Genomic DNA, 18046 nt, shown 5'->3' with positions numbered 1-18046 from the left:
AGCCAAGCTAATGCTTGGCTTTTTACCTCTCTAAGAAGATTAAGGCTGATAATAAATTGGTGATTCAGGGCCAACTGGGAAGCCCAGAACAAATACCCATAAATAGAATAACGCAACCCAACCAACAAAGAAGATCATGCTGTAAGGAAGCATGGTCGCAACCAATGTACCAATACCCATGTCTTTCTTATACTTAGTGGCAACAGCCAGTATCAAGCCAAAGTAACTCATCATTGGGGTGATAAGGTTAGTAACCGAGTCACCAATTCGATACGCCGCTTGAATGGTTTCTGGTGCGTAGCCTATTAGCATTAACATTGGCACAAAGATTGGTGCTGTGACAGCCCATTGTGCAGATGAAGAGCCTAAGCTTAAGTTTACTAATGCACACATTAAAATGAATAGCACGAATACTTCAGGGCCTGTTAGGTTTAATGCTTGCAAAAGAGCTGCACCGTTAATGGCTAAAATCGTACCTAGGTTGGTCCATTTAAAAAAGGCAACGAACTGTGCTGCAAAGAAAACTAGCACAATGTACATCCCCATCGAGCTCATGCTTTTACTCATGGCATCAATGACATCTTTATCGTTTTTCATGGTGCCAACAACTCGGCCGTAAACAAAGCCTGGAATACCGAAAGTTACAAAGATAAATACCACAATGCCTTTTAAAAATGGCGAGTGTGCAACAAGGCCTGTTTCTGGGTTACGCAAAATGCCATCTTCAGGAACAATTGTCCAAGCAAGTAATAATGAAACCACTAACAGAGAAACGCCCGCCCATTTTAGACCTGACTTTTCTTTATCGGTTAGCCCTGCAATGTCGTTCTTTGGCAAATCATTGCTTGCTTCATCTGGGTTGTACTTGCCAAGACGAGGTTCAACGATTTTCTCTGTAACTAACGTACCTAGAGTAGCGATTAGAAATACTGAAATCATCATGAAATACCAGTTTGCTTCAGCGCCAACTTGGTAGTTCGGATCAATCATTTGTGCTGCAGGTGTAGTGATACCTGCAAGTAGCGGGTCAATGGTGCCGAGTAATAAGTTGGCACTGTAACCACCTGAAACGCCGGCAAATGCCGCAGCAAGACCGGCAAGAGGGTGACGACCAAGACTGTGGAATATCATGGCTGCTAATGGGATTAGTACGACGTAGCCAAGTTCTGATGCCGTATTTGATAAAATCGCAGCAAACACCACCATAAAAGTAACTAAACGCTTTGATGCGCCCATTACCATGCCGCGCATAGCAGCAGAGAGTAAACCTGAGTGCTCTGCAACACTCACACCTAATAAAGCAACCAGTACCGTCCCAAGTGGTGCAAAGCTAGTGAAGTTTGTAACAAGGCCAGTAACGATGCGCTGAAGGCCTTCAGCACTGAGTAGGCTGACAACTTCAATAACACCATCAGGATCGCGACCAGCAGCACCTTCTGGGCGTGGGTCGATAGCACTTAAACCATACCAATCGGCAATGCCGCTAAAAACTATAATGGCAACGCAGAACATTGCAAATAAAGTGATAGGGTGAGGGAGCATATTACCCAAAAATTCAACGGTGGCTAAAAATCGGTTAAACAACCCATTATTGCCACCCTCATGGGTGTTGTGAGAGTTTATAGTTTTTGACATGTCCAGTTCTCATTATTTCAAAATGGCGCTAACCTAGCATTTTTTACCGGACAGATCATGTTTTAGCGGTGGGATATCTAATAGGTACGTTCCAATACGCCCTTATATAGCAAGGGGTAGCGGCGCAAACGTTTGCCAATGTAATCATCGGCTAAAATTTGCGCACAGATTTGATCTACATCGTTACTTGCTTCAAATACCCAATCAAAGCGCTCAATAGCAAGCAAAAAGCCACGCTTAAGGAACTGTTGTTCGCGATAGTAGCTAAGGTTTTCGCGAATAATATCTAACTTACCTGGGTTAGATTTTAGTTCATTAATAACTTGGTTGATAAATGCCTGCTGTTGCTTTGACTCAGCTTTCACCCGTCGTTTCATTGCTTCTTTACAGTTCCTGTTCTGCGATATAAAGCACTTTCTTTAAAAAGTCTTCTTTGTTCTTTTCATGTTGATAGTCAAGGTGATAGGTATTATGAAAGCCAAAGCGCAGTAACACACCACTGCCTTTTAGATATACCGTATAACCATCGATATCCGAAAAAGCGCAAATACCCTCATAAAGCTTTCCATCTTCATGATCTTCACCGTGTTGAATGATTTTTTCATACACAGATAGAATTAATTTACCGTCTAGCTCATTTTTCATGATGACTCCTTTTTGAAGTAATACGTTTCAGATCTATAAAAAGTTTAGTGCTATTTTATGCAGGTATTAAACGTGCTGTGTGTTTTTAAAACCTTACTTTGCGATAAATCACTAAAATCATATTTAGATAGCAGATGTCGAAAATTTACAATATTTTCTCTTACCTTAAACTTAAGATAGATTTTATTTGAGGGACACACAATGAAATATAAGTTTATACCCCTGATACTACTAACAAGCTTGTTGCTTGTAAGCAAAAGCATATCAGCAAATACAGCTCCCCTGATGTTAGAAAATGAAGCGGGGAAAATAGTTAAACTTGACAGTAGCTTAGGCAAGAAGCCCGTTTACTTAAAGTTTTGGGCGACTTGGTGCAAGCCATGTATGGAGCAAATGCCACATTTTCAGCATGCATATGAGCAATATGGCGATAAAATTCAATTTGTGGCAATTAATATTGACCTTAATGATGACGTAGACGCTGTTGCTAAGGTTAAAGAGCGCTTTTCACTCACTATGCCACTATTTACTGATCACACAGCCCAAGTTGCTAAACATTATGAATTTATGGGCACCCCGTTTCATGTGTTGATTGATAGTGATAAAAAGGTGATTTTTCAAGGCCACGAAGCAGATAAACCGCTTGATAACACATTACGTTTGTTATCACACAATGGCAAAGTTGATAAAGCGCGTTTACTAGGCGAAAAGCAAAGCCAAGCGACTCCTTTGGTTATTCCGAAACAGGGTAAAAAAGCCGTGCTGTTCACCGCTACGTGGTGCGACTGGTACTTAGCCGACACGCGCCCTGCAATGGCAAAACAGTGTGTACTAGCGCAGCAACACGTTAATAAGCTGGCTGAGCAAGGAATTGATGTCGAGGTTAAAGTGAGTCAGCTGTGGACTGATCAAAGTGCAGTGCAAGAATATGTTGATAAATTCGCTGCAACTATGCCGGTTTCTATCGATTATGGTAATGATTTATTTATCGAAAATGGCATTAATTCAGTACCCAGTTTACTTCTCTACAACGATGGAAAAATAGTTTCTAAGCATGCTAAATTTTAGCTCAAAACCGCTTAATTTTGCTTTGTAATTATGCAAATTTAGCCTATGCTCAAGGCTCATTTTACAGTGAGCCTAGAGCATGATAGATAAGGCATTATTAGCAAAAACACGCGAGTTATCTGACCGATTAATCGCATTGCAAACACCCATTCGTATCCTTGATGCGATCAACTGGGATAAACAAATCAAAGAAGAGTTTTTTAAGCATAAATGCCAAAAGAACCCATCGGTTGATCAAGCCTATTACCAACAGCGTGATCTTGGTTTTGTACCAAGCGAGTTGCGCCGCGCGTTTTCTGATTTAAATCGCGATATCATCAGCCAGTTAGGGCAGCTAAACCCAATTGCCCAATACATGAGCAAGATGTGCACTGAATATAAAACAGTACTCAGTATGATTGAGTATCGTGGTACTCCTGAATTTCATGATTTGTCTGTTGAGCTGTTCGGTCATCCAAAAGATTTATTCCATGCTGGGGAGCCTTCACTTTCTGAGCTTGCAACCATGCTTGAGCAGCCGCTAAAAAATATGCTTGATGCGGATATTTTACCGGATGATCCAAAAAACATAGATGCACAAGATGCGGTGAAAATTCTAGCATCACAAGTGGCTCAAACGATGCCGGGTATCGATGTTGAGGTTATTCTGAGTGACGGTATTGTGAGTGATGCTGCAGCAGGTGCAAATAATATTAAACTTAATCAAGATGTTAAATTCTCTCAAAGAGAGCTAGATATTCTTGAAGTACATGAAGGCTGGATCCATGTCGGAACCACGCAAAATGGTCTTGCTCAGCCATATTTAACTTGTTTAAGTAAAGGCACACCGAGCTCTACAGTGACCCAAGAAGGCCTTGCGGTATTGACCGAAATTATTACCTTAAAGTCGACGCCACGACGTTTAGCAAAATTAGTGAACCGTATTCAAGGTATTACTAAGGTTATTGATGGCGCGGAGTTTGTTGATATTTATCGTGATTATGTAGCGCAAGGTTTGAGTAAAGACGACAGTTATACACTTACTCAGCGGGTGTTTCGAGGCAGCACAGCAACAGGCTTACCTTTTACAAAAGATATCGCTTATATCAAAGGTTTCGTGTTGGTGTATAACCTTATACGAGTTGCCATTCAGTTAGGTCGAATTGATCAATTGCACTTGTTATTGGTCGGTAAAATCTCAATTGATGATTTTAGACTGATATCGCAATTACATGATTTAGGTGTGATTGAAGACCCTAAATTTATTCCACCACACTTTAAAGACTTACGAGGCCTAGCAACCTGGCTAAGCTTTGGCCGTTTTATTGGTAACTTGTCGTTTGAACAATTAGAAAACGATTACAAACCACTCTTTCTTTAAACAAAGAAATAAAAAAATGCAGCTGGAATGAGCAGCTGCATTTTAAGAGTTAAAGCATGTTGCCTTACATGCTTTTAGTCGAGGAAACGATTAACCGGTGAGTGCGTCAACATGAACTACATCATTCAGTACGATAACTTCTGCACGTTTGAAGAAGTTAAAATCTGTTGCGGTTGCTAATGTGTAAGCACCCATCATACGGCTGATGATTAAATCACCATTGTTTAATTTTGGTAGCATGATTGACTCACTTACTACGTCGATGCTATCGCAAGTCGGGCCTGCTAACACTGACTCAACACGTTCGTTTGATTGTTTGAACGAGTCGATAGGGTACGAGGCTTCATCAAACAATAAACCACTGAATGAGCCGTAAATTCCATCATCTAAATAGTACCAAGGCTTGCCATCACGTACTGCTTGACCCATTACTGATGCAACACTGGTTACAGCACTGGCTACAATAAAGCGACCAGGTTCAGCAATTACGCGAACTGTCTCTGGTAACTGTGCTAAGGCATCATTAATTGGCGCACAAAATTCCTCAATTGGCAGCACGTCTTTGTTGTAAGGCACAGGGAAACCACCGCCAATATCAAGCGTACTAAGCGCAGGTAATCCTAATGCGGCTACGTCGTTAATCACTTGATTACATGCAGCAATGGCAGTGACATATTTAGCTGGGCTTGCTGTTTGCGAGCCAACATGGAACGACAACCCTTTGATACGAATACCTAATTGTTGCGCATAGCTAATGATTTCAACGGCCATTGCTGGGCTACAACCAAATTTTTTCGATAAATCAGCGAATGCTTCCGCATTACGAAAACTTAAGCGAACAAGTAACTCAACCTGGTTTTTGTATGCAATGAACTTTTCTAATTCGTTGATGTTATCAACCACAAACACATTACAACCGTATTCAAGTGCATCACGAATATCACGATCACGTTTGATTGGGTGCGTGTGAATAGTACGATCACTTGGTACGCCTTGGCTGGCGACTAAGTCAACTTCACCGCTGGTTGCTAAATCAAAGCTGGCACCTTCTTCAAAAAGCGTACGAACAACCGCAGGATGAGGAAGTGGCTTTAATGCAAAGTGTAAAACAACGCCAGGTAACGCACGGCTTAATGCACGGTATTGGTGACGAACAGATTCACAATCTAGCACCATTAATGGCGCGCCATGTTGTGCAACAAGTTGCTCAATAAATTGGTTTGATGGTTGTGCGACTGGTTCGTTTGCAGCAACCGACGCTGCAGGTACTTTGATTGTTAAGTCTTGTGTAAGTGTTGAAATAGCCATTTTACTCTCCGGCAATTAAGCAACTGCTCGGAAAAAAATGGAAGTCCGAGTCAGTTGAGTGTTATCAAGCGCACAGTATGTTCTGTGCAATCAAATACACTCTTGGATAGTTGCTCTATCGCCTTGCTACAAACTGGGTTTGTAATGTACTCGGATTGGCTATCATCAAGAAGCGGCGAGATAATAGATCTGCTTTTTTATTTGCGCAAGTATTTTTTAAATATTTTTTGAATTAATTTTGTACAGTAATTAATAGTCACTTAGTTACTGTTTTCAAAGCGTATTCCATAACTTTTTGAATAAATATCAAGCATGGCATTTGCGTCATCAGGGTGATTACTTTGGCTGTGTAATTGCTGAATATAGGCTGCCATTTCTGCGCTTTTCATATAATCATCGATAAGTGCAATGGCACGATAACCCGCCGTGGTTTTACTGCAGGTAAAAAAGCCATTAATAAATTCAGGGTATTCAGCAATACGTCTTGATGTGAGTTGACTTAGTTCATGAGCAGGTATGTGCGCTTCAAGTGCTTGTTTATAAGCAACAATGTAATCAATACGCTTATTGAGTAATAGTCGACTTAATTGTAAAAATGCATTTTCGCCATAAATAGCCGCAACGTTGTATTGTTTATTAGCAAAAACATCATCGAGTTCACGGTAGCTGGTGGAGCCAATAATGCCAAAACTACCTTTGTTTTTGAGAAGCTTAGTGACAGAAATAGGCGCAGAACCTGACTTTAAGGTGCTCTTAAGTGCATAGACTTGACGCTGCATATGCATATAGGTGGGTATTTTAGAAAATACCATGGACTCTGCCCGTTCAGGGGTTTTGATTGCGTTAAAGGTGCAACTGGCTTCATCACTAGATAAGCGCTTCATTAAGCGCGCATGATTAGTAAAGTCGACGTCTATATCGAATTCATCAGCAAGGGCTGGATTGATAACCGCAGCAAGGTGGAGGTTAATACTGAGTTTATCTGCTTCGCTGGCAAAATATGCATGAGACAAAATTGTAAGCTTGGGTTTTTCTGTTGCCTTTGCTGTGTTTAGGGTAAATAGAATTACGATAAACGCAATTAGTCTCATACATATCCTTGTATACCAACTCGCTTATTTGTACTTAGCGAATTGGTATGTGCTAATTATCGAGCATTGGTGCTCTCAAAAATTTTGTCAGCTGATGCTGCCACAAAACCTGTGTATAGCTCACCATCTGGTTTTGCATAACGCAGAGCGAACTCATAAAAACAACTCGGTACGGCAACAACACCATCGCTAAATTCAACTTCGCTGTCATCAGCAAGAGTCGAAGATTGCTCAAGTAATACTTCTGGTGAACCTTTGATCTCGCCGCCAGATGTATTTAGCGCAAAACCTGCATCTTTAAGTGCTTGGTTTACACTTTCGATATCATCGAATTTAGCCAACTCATTGATGCTCACAGTAAAGTGATTAGCACGGTAACCCCATGCTGACATCCATGCAGCGTATTCGCTTTCTGCTAGCAGCTTTTTGTAAGTGTCTGAACTTACTTGCCAGTGTGTACCTGAATATAGGAAATTATCCGCTGTTACAGCTTCTTCGTCAATCTGTTCAACCATGTCGTTAACGATAGCTTGTAATTCTTCTGAGCATTGCTCAACAAGTAATTCAGAAATGAAAACTTTAGGTTGCTTAGGATCTGAATGTTCGAAGTGCTTTGCGTATAGTTTTTTCGCTTCGAAATGGTACTCGCCGCATTCTTTGTAGCCAACAGCTAAAAAGTGCGCAGCTAGTTTTTCTAAACCGATTTTTTCATGGTTAAAAGTACGCAGTGCGATGTGATCGTTAATCACGTCATCTTTTTGTGTTGAGCCAAGTAACTCATGTACTTTTACCGCCGATGGCGTAACTGATAAATAGTTGTCCCATAAGTTTTCAAATAGGGCGTTTACATCTGTGTGCATGTTTAATTCCTTCAATTAAGGCGGCGAGGCCGCCAAACAATTATTCAATAATTAAGCCCGGCGCAAGGGTCTGTGGTAAGTTAACTTTTTCGGCTTCAACAGAAGCAACAGGGTATGCACAGTAGTCAGCAGCGTAATAGGCACTTGCTCTGTGGTTACCACTGGCACCAATACCACCAAATGGTGCAGCGCTTGATGCGCCTGTAATTGGTCGGTTCCAGTTAACGATACCGGCACGAATACGTTTTAAGAAATGCTGGTAGTCATCGCTATCATCACTTAATAAACCAGCAGATAAACCAAATGAGGTGTTATTTGCTTCATTAATCGCGCTATCGAAATCTGTGTAGCGATAAACCTTGATAAGAGGACCAAAGTGCTCTTCATCAGGCATATCTTTAACAGCCGTTACATCAATAATACCAGGGCTTACAAAACCAGTACCCGGTTCAAGAAGCTTAAGTTCGACAAGTGAGGTTGCTCCCATATCAAGTAACTGCTGCTGAGCTGCAACCATACCTAAAGCCGCTTTTTCGCTGATCATTGCACCCATGAACGGTTGATTTTCGCTGAAGCTGTCGGCTACTTTGATATTTTTTGTTGCAGCAATTAATTTTTCTAAAATTGCATCGCCATTTGCCGAGTTCTCAATGAATAAGCGACGAGAACAGGTACAACGTTGGCCAGAAGTAATGAAACCAGACTGGATAATGTCGTGAACAGCCGCACTTACATCTGCGACATCTTTTACGATCAGTGGGTTATTACCACCCATTTCCAGCGCTAAAATCTTACCTGGGTGACCTGCAAATTGCTTATGTAATAGGTGACCTGTATTTGAGCTACCCGTAAAGAATAAGCCATCAATATCTTGGTGAGATGCAAGAGCAATACCTGTGTCTACTTCACCTTGAACAAGGTTGATGACACCAGCTGGTAAGCCTGCTTTTAGCCAAAGCTTTAAGGTGAACTCAGCAACATGAGGCGTAAGTTCTGATGGCTTAAATACAACTGTATTACCCGCTAAAATAGCTGGCACAATATGGCCATTTGGTAAGTGACCAGGGAAGTTATAAGGACCAAACACCGCAACAACACCATGTGGCTTATGACGAATAAACGCTTTAGCGCCAGGCATTGGGTTTTCTGTGGTCCCAGTACGTTCGTTATAGGCTCTAATTGAAATGGCGATTTTACCCGTCATTGCACCTACTTCAGTACGTGTTTCCCAAAGCGGTTTACCTGTTTCACGGGCGATGATCGTTGCAAACTCTTCGCTGTGCTCTTTAAGCTCTGCAGCAAAGTTTTCAAGAATAACGATACGCTCTTCAAGAGTCATATCAGCCCAGCCCAGCTGCGCACTACGAGCTGCTTTTATTGCATCAGCGACTTGTTCAGCCGTGGCTGTTTTACCTTGCCAAACAACCTCGCCATTACTTGGGTTGATTGAACTAAAATCATGACCAAGGCCAGCTTGCCATTGATTATCGATAAGTTGAGTTGTGACACTCATTTTAAACTCCTTAAGTGGTTACAAACGGAAGAACCGTGCTGCATCCCCTTGTTTTAATTTAAGTGCATCTGCCACTTCTTGGCTGATGATTAAGGTGTGCTTGGCGTGGTTATAATGAGCATGTTTGGTAAATGTGGCTCTAAAGTCATTCACACCATGGTTGCAGATAGCTAATGTATCTGAGCTTTGCTCATTGATATGCGCAAGCTCACCAATCGTGATAGGGCACACTTGTGACTCACGAACACTACGAATATTGCCAAGCTTTGCTTCAACAGTTGGCCCTGCATCGAATAGGTCAACATAACCACGGTGCTCAAACCCTTCTTTTTCTAGAAGTTTTAGCGCAGGCTTGGTTTTTTCATGAACCTTACCAATCACAGCTTGTGCTTTTTTGCTCAGTAAGTTGGCATAGATAGGGTACTTAGGCATTAACTCGCTGATAAAAACTTTATCGCCTAAACCCACTAAGTGATCAGCTTGCGGAAACTCAATGCTAAAAAAGTGTTCTTGTAACCACTGCCAAAAAGGTGAGTGACCGTCTTCATCACTTACACCGCGCATTTCTGCAATAATGGTGTCAGCAAAACGTTCGCTGTGCTGGGCCATAAATAAAAAGCGAGAACGTGATAAAAAGCGACCCGTTAAGCCTTTGCGGTTTTGCTCACGTAAGAACAAGGTACAAATTTCAGAGCAACCCGTATAGTCATTACACATACTCAGAATATCAACCGTGTTATATACGTTGAGAGTAGGTGAATGGTGAACAGTTTTACCTTGGTGGTAATGATACAAAGGAACCGACATTCCTACAGCAGCTTCGATAGCTGTTGTGCCGATAACGTCACCCGTTTCACTGTCTTCTAATACAAATAAATAGGTTTCGTCTTGTGGTTTATTAATATCTTTTGCAAAACTGCGTTCAGCGCGTTCAATTTTTTCTTGTAGTAAATTGTCGTCAACCGGTAAAGAGGTAAAACCATGACCAGATTCAACAGCAATTTGTTTTAACGCAGCAAAATCATTTGCTGTTATAGGACGTAATACTTGCATTAAGTGCACTCCAATGGCGCATGCTAAAGCATGCGCCAACTAGGATTAACCGTTTACAACGTCTGCAACCGCTTTTTCAAAGCGAGCTAAACCTTCTTTGATATCCTCTAATGGAATCACTAAAGATGGCGTAAAGCGCACAACGTTTGTACCAGCAACAAGGCTCATTAAACCGTGTTTAGTGCTTGCTACTAGGAAATCCCGTGCACGGCCTTCAAATTTGCTGTTAAGAACTGCACCTAATAATAGACCTTTACCACGAACTTCACTAAATACGTCGTATTTTTCGTTGATTGCTGCAAAGCCATCGCGTAAAAGCTGTTCACGCTCTTTAACACCAGCGAGTACTTCTTCACTATTAACAGTATCAAATGCCGCTTCTGCTACAGCACATGCAAGTGGGTTACCGCCGTAAGTAGAACCATGTGTGCCTACTTTTAAATGCTCTGCAATGCTAGCTGTTGTGATCATCGCACCAATTGGGAAACCACCACCTAACGCTTTTGCTGTAGTAAGAATATCTGGCGTTACATCTAAGCCTTGGTATGCGTATAAATCACCTGTACGGCCAACACCTGTTTGTACTTCATCAAAAATAAGCAAAGCATTGTGTTTGTCACATAACGCGCGAACACCTTTGATAAAATCGCTCGTTGGCGAAATGATACCGCCTTCACCTTGTAGTGGCTCCATCATTACTGCACATGTGTTGTCACTGATAAGCGCTTCAAAAGCAGCTAAATCGTTATAGTCACAGTGATCAACGGCGGCAGGCTTAGGACCGAAACCATCTGAGTAAGCAGCTTGACCACCTACGGTAACAGTGAAGAATGTACGACCGTGGAAACCTTTGTTAAATGCGATGATCTGGTTCTTTTGCTCGCCGTGTACATCTAATGCCCAACGACGCGCTAATTTTAATGCCGCTTCGTTAGCTTCTGCACCTGAGTTTGCAAAATACACTTTATCTGCAAATGTAGCGTCAGTTAACTTTTTAGCTAAGCGAAGTGCAGGCTCGTTTGTCATTACGTTTGATAAGTGCCAAATTTTTTCGCCTTGCTCTTTTAGGGCATTGACAAGAGCTGGGTGACAATGGCCTAAACAATTAACGGCAATACCACCTGCAAAATCGATAAATTCTTTACCGTTTTGATCCCAAACACGTGAGCCTTCACCGCGAACAGGAATCACCTCTGATGGGTTGTAGTTTGGTACCATTACGTCGTTAAAAAGTTCTCTTGTTACTTGCATTTATTGCACCTAAATCTGGCTTAGTATGAAAAAAGTTAAATTGCAAAAAATAGGTCAGTTAAGCCGTTCCTGCCTAATTAAGCACGATGAGATTATTTTTCTTATCTATTTTTCTTATTATCTGGGTTAGGGACTTAAATTTGCAGTGCTATTTTGTGAAAAATGACTAAAATAAAAAGCAAATTAACGAAAAGAGTAGTCAAAGTGATAACTTCACAAGATGAAAAACTATTAGCTATCTTAAGAACCAACGCGCGTGCGAGTATTTCTGACCTAGCGAGAGCGCTTAATTTATCGCGCTCAACTGTTCAAAGCCGAATGTTAAAATTAGAAGAAACAGGGGTGATCAAAGGCTATAGCGTTGACTATGGTGATGCCTATTTGAGCCAAATGGTATCTGCCCACGTTTCGATTAAAGTGAAGCAAAAACTGACCACCAAAACGAATCTTGAACTAAAGCAAATTGATGCTATTTCACAGCTCTATGCAATTAGTGGTGAATTTGATTTGATTGCTGTTGTGCAAGCACAAAACCTTGAAAAGCTGAGTCACCTTTTAGATGACATTGGTAACTTAGATGGCGTAGAGCGAACAACGTCATCTGTGATTTTAGAGACAAAGTTTAAGCGTTAACCCTTAATCAGGTAAAACCGCTTCTTTTGTCTATAATAACTATTACTCGTTAGTTATTTAGGCTTGTATTGATGCTTGCTTCATTATTGCTGTCACTCACTGTAGCTCAGCCTTTTCAGTTAGGTACTAACTTACCAATTAACGCACCACACAACGCAATTACGCATGTTGAATGTATTTTCAAGCAAATCAATGTGCCATTTCACTTGCAGAAGTTACCTTGGTTAAGGGCTAAAAGGGAAGTGCAGCTGAATCGGCTCGATGGTTACTTTACTGCAAACCTGTTATCGCAAATGCAAGAGTATGGTGAGCTTTCTGCCCCGATGTTTTTAGAAAACTGGTACTGGTTTACCCACGCAGATTCGGCTTCAATAGCTGAACACGAACTTCGTTATGGCGTCGTAAGAGGGAGTCATCAGGCTGATTGGTATCAATTAACAAATCGGAAAATTGAAGTCGAAGTTAACACCACGCAAGAGCTTATAAAAGTATTTAAAAAGCAACGGGTAGATAGAATCTTGCTTGATTTAGAAGAGTTTGAGTTCAATGCTGTGCAGTTACAGATTAAGCCAGATGAATACACGCAAACATTCTATCGTTATGTGCCTTTGGGTTTATTTGCAGCAAATAAAACACTCGAGGAGTTTCCTGACTTTTTAAATGCCTTTAACAGTCACATAAGTAGTTGCTCACAAAGTCCCTTTGTATTGTCAAAAATTGAAAAACTTACTTTAGTGCAAGGGCTTTTAGAAAAAATACAGCAATTAGCGAATTCAGAACAGGTGCAGCAAGCAGTAATTAAAAGTAATCAGCAACCACTCGCGCAGCAAGATCTCGAACAGCTTGATCATCAGTGGGCGCAACAAGTCCGTGACAATACATCTATACTGGCAGAGCGCTACCTAAAACTTGAAGGTTCACAATTCTTACAAGTATGGCAAAAGCAGATGCAAGGTGTCATTACAGAAATAATTGTCACTGATAAACAAGGTAAAAATGTCATTATTAGTGAAGTCACAACAGACTATTGGCAGGGTGATGAAGCCAAATTTTTAAATATGTACCAGCAAGATGATGACTATTACATTGATACAGTGGAATTTGATGAGTCGACCAAACACTTTCAGGTGCAGTTTAGCGTGCCCATATTTGATAAGGAAAATCAGCACATGGGAGTGCTGATTTTAGGTGTAGATGTCGAAAAAGCGCTCTCTAAATAATGTGTTTGGTTATTGATTGGTTTTGGGCGCTTTGCGGATGACCTTCTTTTCGACTTCATCGAGCTTAATGACATAGGCATTACCGCCAATGCCTTTAAACTCTTCGTCTGTAAAAACAATTGTGTTGTCATCGTAAAAAGTGATGGCTTCTTTTTGTGTAACAATGCCTAAGTCAATGCGCGATACATCCCCTGAAAAAAACTTATCGCCTTGATAATTTTCAAATAACCAAATGCTGGTTGAATCTAGTAGAACTAACTTGGTTCTATCAGGGCTCAGAGCCGCAGAAGTGATCCAACAAAGTTTTTCCATTGTGGTGCAAGTTTGAAACGAATCTATTAATTGTGCATCAAAGTTAGCCGCATGATCGCCAACTTTATACACTTTTGTAATACCATCAAATGGCTCAGTGCGATTTTTAGTAAATAAATAGAGGTGTCGGCCAAGGGCTACAAAGGCTTCTAAATCAAAATTACGTTGTTCTGGTTGAATAGGGCTGCCATCCATTTCAGGATAAGTGAACTTGATTATCTCTGCTTCTGTGGTGTCGCTTTTGATATCGATAGGGTTTTCTATTTTATAAATGGTTAACCATTTTCTATCGTTTTTATTATTGCCAAAGTCCCCCAAAAAGAAGTGACCAAATTTGTTTTGTGTCATATCTTCCCAGTCAATGTTTTTAGCATTGGTTACTAAAATTTCTTTTGCTATAGAGCCATCTTCATTAAGACGGTATAGTTTTGGTTGGTCACCGCTGTCATTAATGGCCCAAAGTCGATTGAACTTATCAAATTCAATACCGGAGATTTCTCTCAGTTTTGGGTCAACAGTTAAACGTTTTTTGCTGTAAAGGGTATAAATAGAAGAGCCAACCAGTATTCCAATGATGGTGACTGACAAGATAAAAACTGTAAGTAAGCTTTTTTTTAACATTAACAAGGGAATGGCTTTGAATAATGTGTTTAGTATAACTTACTAAAGCGGTTGCTGTATATTCCAAACCCCTGTTCCAGTAACAGACATAAAGTTAATGTTATCTTGCAATACTTTGTGGCCAACATTAACAGACGACTCAGGGTGGCTCACTAGGTAGCCTTGAACACTGTTTATGCCCATCGATTTAACTAGTTCAAATTGAGCGAGTTCTTCAACTCCTTCGGCGACAACTTTAAGGCCGAGTTTTCGGCCAAGCTCGCTGACAGAGTGCATGATTTCATTATATTTAAGGTTATCGTTAGCTTGCGCAACAAACAGTTTATCGAGTTTGATCACATCGATAGGTAAATCTGCAAGGGTACTTAACGAGCTAAAACCAGTACCAAAATCATCAATCGCAATGGTGATCCCTTCAATTCTGAGTTTTTCTAACGATTGAATAATCTTGTTGCTTGCTTTGATTAAGGTTGATTCGGTTATTTCTAGCATCAGCGCTTTTGCAGGCAGCCCTGTTTTGGCAAGTTTCTCCATAACCCACTCATAAATATCGTAATGCTTTAATTGCACGCCAGATATATTCACAGAAATAGACACTTTCTTCATCCCCGCATTATACCAAGCAGACATTTGTCTACATGATTCCAGCATGATCCAATCACCAAGTTCTAGTATCAGATTAGACTCTTCAGCAATGGGGATAAACTCGTCAGGCGTGATTGAACCTTCAACAGGGTGATCCCAGCGAACTAATGCTTCAAAGTAGTCAATTGCACAATCATCTACATGTACAATAGGTTGAAAAGACAAATGAAAACTGCTGCTAGCAATAGCAAGACGCATCTCTTCTAGCAAGTAATGATAGCGCCTAATCTTTTTACCCATTTCAGGAGAATAGACTTTAAAAATACCACGACCATCTGTTTTGGCTCGATACATTGCTACATCAGCCATTTGCAGTAATGCTTGTGGGGTGGATGCACTATCTGGGTAAACCGCAATACCTATACTAGCGCTAATTTTGATTAGCTTGTTACCTAAAACAAAATCACGTTCGATTTCGTGCAGTACATTTTGTGCAACCTCTAGTGCTTTGTCTTTATCATCTTTTAAGTTAATGAAAATAGAGAACTCATCACCACCAAGGCGCGCTAAGTTTTGTTCTAGTTGACTAATTGGGGAAATATTACTTATTTTATGGTGGCGTAAAACACTGCTCAAGCGTGTTGCTACTTGAATTAACACATCGTCACCAAAACTGTGACCAAAAGAGTCATTTACCTGTTTGAATCCATCTAAATCTATAAATAGTAATGCACAGCTGAATTTATCCATCTCAGCAAGTCTCAATTGTTTGGCAAGGTGTTCTATATAGGCATGTCGGTCAATAAGGTGGGTTAACTTATCTTGATAAATACTGACTTCAGATTCACGTGTGTAATTAGTTATATGGGTTGTAAGTGTTTGAAAATTTACTTGTAACTGTTCAAGTTGTGTATGCTTGTTTAGACCTGATTCACTGGCTAAGTTTAGACTATTGAGTAATTCAATTGATTTAGTATTGAGCATCTTGAGAGCGTATTTCTCATGATTATTTTGAAATCTTAAGTTAACTAACCAACTGATGGCTAATGCTAACAAGATTAAAATGATAATGTTTACCGGTGAGAATAATGTAGTGAGTATAAGATCAGAAGTCGCAGCTGTTACGACTGACTCATTTGTTGTATTAATAACAATATAAGAAATATTATTATCGTAAACTAAATGCTGGCCACTTAATACGAGGTTGTACCAAGGAGCTGTTACCACTGTAACATCTGTACCTTGAAAGGTATGTAGTTCTAAGCCTTTTGGCGCGTACATCAAATCATTGACCTGTTTAGTCAAGAAGATATTTAAGCCGTATATAAAAGCTATTAAAGTTATAATACTTATTGATAAAGTTCGAAGAGCATTGGCCATACATTACTACCATTGTGGTGTCTTTGTTTTACAATAAAACCTCACCAGTTAATACATCGAGTATATTGTTTGTATCTAGATTAGACAAAACCTTTCTCATACTTTGGGGCATGGATGAGTATAGAATGTGAAAATTCATAGTCATTAGTGTTAATGCTCTAAAATTTTTTTCTTATGCTAATTAATTGAAGCCTTACTTTTATACTGCATTATTGCTATTCATCGAGCAAACTTTAGCACTGTTTCCGACAAAAATGCTTAGATACTTTCATACTAATAGTGTTTATGGTTATTGTTTAGCTAAACAATAAGTCACTACTTTGTATTTATTTTATTATCTCTTATGGCTGTGTGTGGAATTTATTATTTTTTCGGTTAATTGTTAATTTTTAAATGTTATATACCAACTTTTGCTATGGCTTGCTAGTTTTATCCGAAACAGGTTTTAAGCTAGCTATTCTTGTGGTCAGAAAAAAGTGGTTATAACATTGCTGAAAAGCAGCACTGTTAATGCTTTCAGGGATTGGTAGTCCGTTCGAATTTACGCTTTTCTACTTATTGTGTTTGTATATGCACTGAGATAATTTTTAAAAAAGTTAATTGGGTAGTGCGGGATTAGCGTCTGGTTTATAAAATTAAATTTTCGTTGCGTTTTATAAGTTTTCCTGTGATAAAAAATTAATAACCAGTCAAAAAATAAAGATTTTATTACCATCATGTTTGTTAATTTATTTAACAGGGCTATACGATGTAAATCTGTTTTGTCTTGTTTTTATAAATAGTTGGCAGTGTATTTTTGACGAAAGAAGTAGTGTTTATTTTAGTGTGATTGCTCTAACTTTCCACTTCAATTTTATTCACTTTACCCAATCTAAATTGTTATCTACTTTTTTATAAGTTGCGAATAAGGTTGATAAAAAAGGTACTGAAAATAAAGTATATTTTATTATCAACTTGGTTCAGTTATTGCTCGTAATAATACAGCAATATGATTGTTGTAGTTTTTGTGTGTTTTATGCACTATGGTGGTGCGAAAAACATACAGATGCACTGTCATAATGCGTAAATATAGGTTTGGTTTACTAGATACAAACTTGATGTTTTAGTAAGCAAGTTAAGAAACCTGAAACGCACAGCTTCCGCTGAATGAGTCGTCGAATGCGGTACTGTGGCAAGGATTAATTTACCAATTGGTTGAATTGGAGCCCACTATGCTAAGTAAACGTTTTTTTAAAACTAAAGACGAAACAGAAGTTACCTTTGAATTCCAACACCCTGACGCTGATGATGTGCAATTAGTTGCAGAGTTTACAGATTGGCAGCCAGTGCCAATGAAGTTTAATAAAAAAGAACAAGTATTCAAATGCAAGCAGCGCTTACCGCTAGATCAAGAATTTCACTTCCGTTACTTAATCAATGGCGAAACATGGGACAATGACCACCAAGCAGATGGTTATATTCCTAACGGTTTTGGTACTGATAACAGCATTGTTAATACCCAACGCGCTTAG

At 39.8% G+C, this 18046-nt stretch carries 16 protein-coding genes; 5 read left to right on the top strand and 11 right to left on the bottom strand.

Annotated features, from left to right (window positions below; all coding sequences use genetic code 11):
• Positions 1-39: 39 nt before the first annotated feature.
• The 3 genes from AOG26_RS10305 to AOG26_RS10295 form a co-directional block, all read right to left on the bottom strand.
• Entirely contained in the window at positions 40-1635 is a 1596-nt protein-coding gene (locus AOG26_RS10305; protein WP_054562399.1) for an AbgT family transporter, read from the bottom strand.
• Between the two features lie 77 nt (positions 1636-1712).
• Complete coding sequence (locus tag AOG26_RS10300) at positions 1713-2012, bottom strand: hypothetical protein (protein ID WP_054562398.1); 300 nt, start codon at positions 2010-2012, stop codon at positions 1713-1715.
• A gap of 7 nt (positions 2013-2019) precedes the next feature.
• Positions 2020-2280: a DUF3081 domain-containing protein gene (locus tag AOG26_RS10295; RefSeq protein WP_054554528.1), complete on the bottom strand. Its 261-nt coding sequence runs from the start codon at positions 2278-2280 to the stop codon at positions 2020-2022.
• Between the two features lie 201 nt (positions 2281-2481).
• On the opposite strand from AOG26_RS10295, the gene AOG26_RS10290 reads away from it, so the two are divergent.
• Both AOG26_RS10290 and AOG26_RS10285 read left to right on the top strand, forming a co-directional pair.
• Positions 2482-3348, top strand: coding sequence for a TlpA family protein disulfide reductase (locus AOG26_RS10290; protein WP_082401601.1), 867 nt, complete (start codon positions 2482-2484; stop codon positions 3346-3348).
• A gap of 79 nt (positions 3349-3427) precedes the next feature.
• On the top strand, positions 3428-4708 hold the full coding sequence (locus AOG26_RS10285; RefSeq protein WP_054562396.1) for a flavohemoglobin expression-modulating QEGLA motif protein: 1281 nt from the start codon (positions 3428-3430) through the stop codon (positions 4706-4708).
• A gap of 90 nt (positions 4709-4798) precedes the next feature.
• On the opposite strand, the gene AOG26_RS10280 is transcribed toward AOG26_RS10285, so the two are convergent.
• The 6 genes from AOG26_RS10280 to AOG26_RS10255 all read right to left on the bottom strand — a co-directional run bounded on the left by AOG26_RS10280 (position 4799) and on the right by AOG26_RS10255 (position 11784).
• A complete protein-coding gene (locus AOG26_RS10280; RefSeq protein ID WP_054562395.1) occupies positions 4799-6016 on the bottom strand; it encodes a type III PLP-dependent enzyme in 1218 nt (405 codons plus the stop codon).
• 260 nt (positions 6017-6276) lie between these two features.
• A complete protein-coding gene (locus tag AOG26_RS10275) occupies positions 6277-7107 on the bottom strand; it encodes a hypothetical protein (RefSeq protein WP_054562394.1) in 831 nt (276 codons plus the stop codon).
• A 56-nt stretch (positions 7108-7163) separates the two neighbouring features.
• Positions 7164-7967, bottom strand: a complete 804-nt coding sequence (locus tag AOG26_RS10270; protein ID WP_054562393.1) for a DUF1338 domain-containing protein — start codon at positions 7965-7967, stop codon at positions 7164-7166.
• Positions 7968-8007: 40 nt separating this feature from the next.
• Positions 8008-9480 carry a succinylglutamate-semialdehyde dehydrogenase gene (gene astD / locus AOG26_RS10265; protein WP_054562392.1) on the bottom strand — a complete coding sequence of 491 codons (1473 nt, stop codon included), beginning with the start codon at positions 9478-9480 and terminating at the stop codon, positions 8008-8010.
• 18 nt (positions 9481-9498) lie between these two features.
• Entirely contained in the window at positions 9499-10533 is a 1035-nt protein-coding gene (astA, locus tag AOG26_RS10260; RefSeq protein ID WP_054562391.1) for an arginine N-succinyltransferase, read from the bottom strand.
• A 45-nt stretch (positions 10534-10578) separates the two neighbouring features.
• Complete coding sequence (locus AOG26_RS10255; RefSeq protein WP_054562390.1) at positions 10579-11784, bottom strand: aspartate aminotransferase family protein; 1206 nt, start codon at positions 11782-11784, stop codon at positions 10579-10581.
• A 204-nt stretch (positions 11785-11988) separates the two neighbouring features.
• Here AOG26_RS10255 and AOG26_RS10250 point away from each other — a divergent pair, with 204 nt between their 5' ends.
• Together AOG26_RS10250 and AOG26_RS10245 are read left to right on the top strand one after the other, a co-directional pair.
• Positions 11989-12417, top strand: a complete 429-nt coding sequence (locus tag AOG26_RS10250) for an Lrp/AsnC family transcriptional regulator (protein WP_054554593.1) — start codon at positions 11989-11991, stop codon at positions 12415-12417.
• Positions 12418-12488: 71 nt separating this feature from the next.
• Positions 12489-13637 (top strand): hypothetical protein, encoded by a 1149-nt coding sequence (locus AOG26_RS10245; RefSeq protein ID WP_054562389.1) that lies wholly within the window; start codon positions 12489-12491, stop codon positions 13635-13637.
• A 9-nt stretch (positions 13638-13646) separates the two neighbouring features.
• Here AOG26_RS10245 and AOG26_RS10240 read toward each other — a convergent pair whose 3' ends face one another.
• Both AOG26_RS10240 and AOG26_RS10235 read right to left on the bottom strand, forming a co-directional pair.
• Positions 13647-14570 (bottom strand): hypothetical protein, encoded by a 924-nt coding sequence (locus AOG26_RS10240; RefSeq protein WP_054562388.1) that lies wholly within the window; start codon positions 14568-14570, stop codon positions 13647-13649.
• A 42-nt stretch (positions 14571-14612) separates the two neighbouring features.
• The gene (locus tag AOG26_RS10235; protein WP_235575480.1) at positions 14613-16436 is read right to left on the bottom strand and encodes a putative bifunctional diguanylate cyclase/phosphodiesterase; all 1824 of its coding nucleotides are present in this window, start codon (positions 16434-16436) and stop codon (positions 14613-14615) included.
• 1310 nt (positions 16437-17746) lie between these two features.
• On the opposite strand from AOG26_RS10235, the gene AOG26_RS10230 reads away from it, so the two are divergent.
• Positions 17747-18046: an isoamylase early set domain-containing protein gene (locus AOG26_RS10230; RefSeq protein ID WP_054562386.1), complete on the top strand. Its 300-nt coding sequence runs from the start codon at positions 17747-17749 to the stop codon at positions 18044-18046.

The sequence above is a fragment of the Pseudoalteromonas sp. UCD-33C genome (genome assembly GCF_001306895.1).
Taxonomy (GTDB): Bacteria; Pseudomonadota; Gammaproteobacteria; order Enterobacterales; family Alteromonadaceae; genus Pseudoalteromonas.
Note: the sequence above shows the minus strand (reverse complement) of the source record. Positions and strands in the feature narration are given on the sequence as shown.

Bases quoted from the DNA above. Each gene is read 5' to 3' on its own strand.
- astA (WP_054562391.1), bottom strand. From the start codon at position 10,533: ATGCAAGTATTACGTCCTATAACAGCAAATGATTTTGCTGCGTTAAAA.
- AOG26_RS10275 (WP_054562394.1), bottom strand. From the start codon at position 7,107: ATGAGACTAATTGCGTTTATCGTAATTCTATTTACCCTAAACACAGCA.
- AOG26_RS10230 (WP_054562386.1), top strand. From the start codon at position 17,747: ATGCTAAGTAAACGTTTTTTTAAAACTAAAGACGAAACAGAAGTTACC.
- astD (WP_054562392.1), bottom strand. From the start codon at position 9,480: ATGAGTGTCACAACTCAACTTATCGATAATCAATGGCAAGCTGGCCTT.
- AOG26_RS10255 (WP_054562390.1), bottom strand. From the start codon at position 11,784: ATGCAAGTAACAAGAGAACTTTTTAACGACGTAATGGTACCAAACTAC.
- AOG26_RS10295 (WP_054554528.1), bottom strand. From the start codon at position 2,280: ATGAAAAATGAGCTAGACGGTAAATTAATTCTATCTGTGTATGAAAAA.
- AOG26_RS10280 (WP_054562395.1), bottom strand. From the start codon at position 6,016: ATGGCTATTTCAACACTTACACAAGACTTAACAATCAAAGTACCTGCA.
- AOG26_RS10235 (WP_235575480.1), bottom strand. From the start codon at position 16,436: ATGTACGCGCCAAAAGGCTTAGAACTACATACCTTTCAAGGTACAGAT.
- AOG26_RS10270 (WP_054562393.1), bottom strand. From the start codon at position 7,967: ATGCACACAGATGTAAACGCCCTATTTGAAAACTTATGGGACAACTAT.
- AOG26_RS10290 (WP_082401601.1), top strand. From the start codon at position 2,482: ATGAAATATAAGTTTATACCCCTGATACTACTAACAAGCTTGTTGCTT.
- AOG26_RS10300 (WP_054562398.1), bottom strand. From the start codon at position 2,012: ATGAAACGACGGGTGAAAGCTGAGTCAAAGCAACAGCAGGCATTTATC.
- AOG26_RS10240 (WP_054562388.1), bottom strand. From the start codon at position 14,570: ATGTTAAAAAAAAGCTTACTTACAGTTTTTATCTTGTCAGTCACCATC.
- AOG26_RS10305 (WP_054562399.1), bottom strand. From the start codon at position 1,635: ATGTCAAAAACTATAAACTCTCACAACACCCATGAGGGTGGCAATAAT.
- AOG26_RS10245 (WP_054562389.1), top strand. From the start codon at position 12,489: ATGCTTGCTTCATTATTGCTGTCACTCACTGTAGCTCAGCCTTTTCAG.
- AOG26_RS10285 (WP_054562396.1), top strand. From the start codon at position 3,428: ATGATAGATAAGGCATTATTAGCAAAAACACGCGAGTTATCTGACCGA.